The following is a 309-nucleotide window of genomic DNA, read 5'->3' on the forward strand; positions in this document are numbered from 1 at the left end:
AGGGTGAACCTTTGTTTCGGGGATATCGCTATCACTCCATCCACTCCGGCTGTTTTCTTGCCTTGGTTATCTTGGGTTACTCGCCTTACCGCTAGGAGCCTTGCGTAGTATGACTTCAAAAGGAGTCTCTGCAACCTTCTAGCTTTTGCGTCTTGTCCCGATTGAGCCGCTTGATAGATACGTTTTTGCAACTTGAAAACCATCCGCTGGACTTTCGCCCAATTGATAGCTTTCCATGCATTCTTAGTGACCGTTGGTTTCGGCTTGCCGAATCCTTTGGTTTGACTAGACGCCATTATTGCTACTCAA

At 47.2% G+C, this 309-nt stretch carries 1 protein-coding gene; it reads right to left on the reverse strand.

Going from position 1 to position 309, the window contains the following annotated elements:
• A partial coding sequence (locus tag AC0QHF_RS09555) for a reverse transcriptase N-terminal domain-containing protein (protein ID WP_375341413.1) occupies positions 1-296 on the reverse strand: 296 nt, incomplete at its 3' end.
• Positions 297-309: the final 13 nt, after the last annotated feature.

The organism is Lyngbya sp. CCY1209, assembly GCF_055795065.1.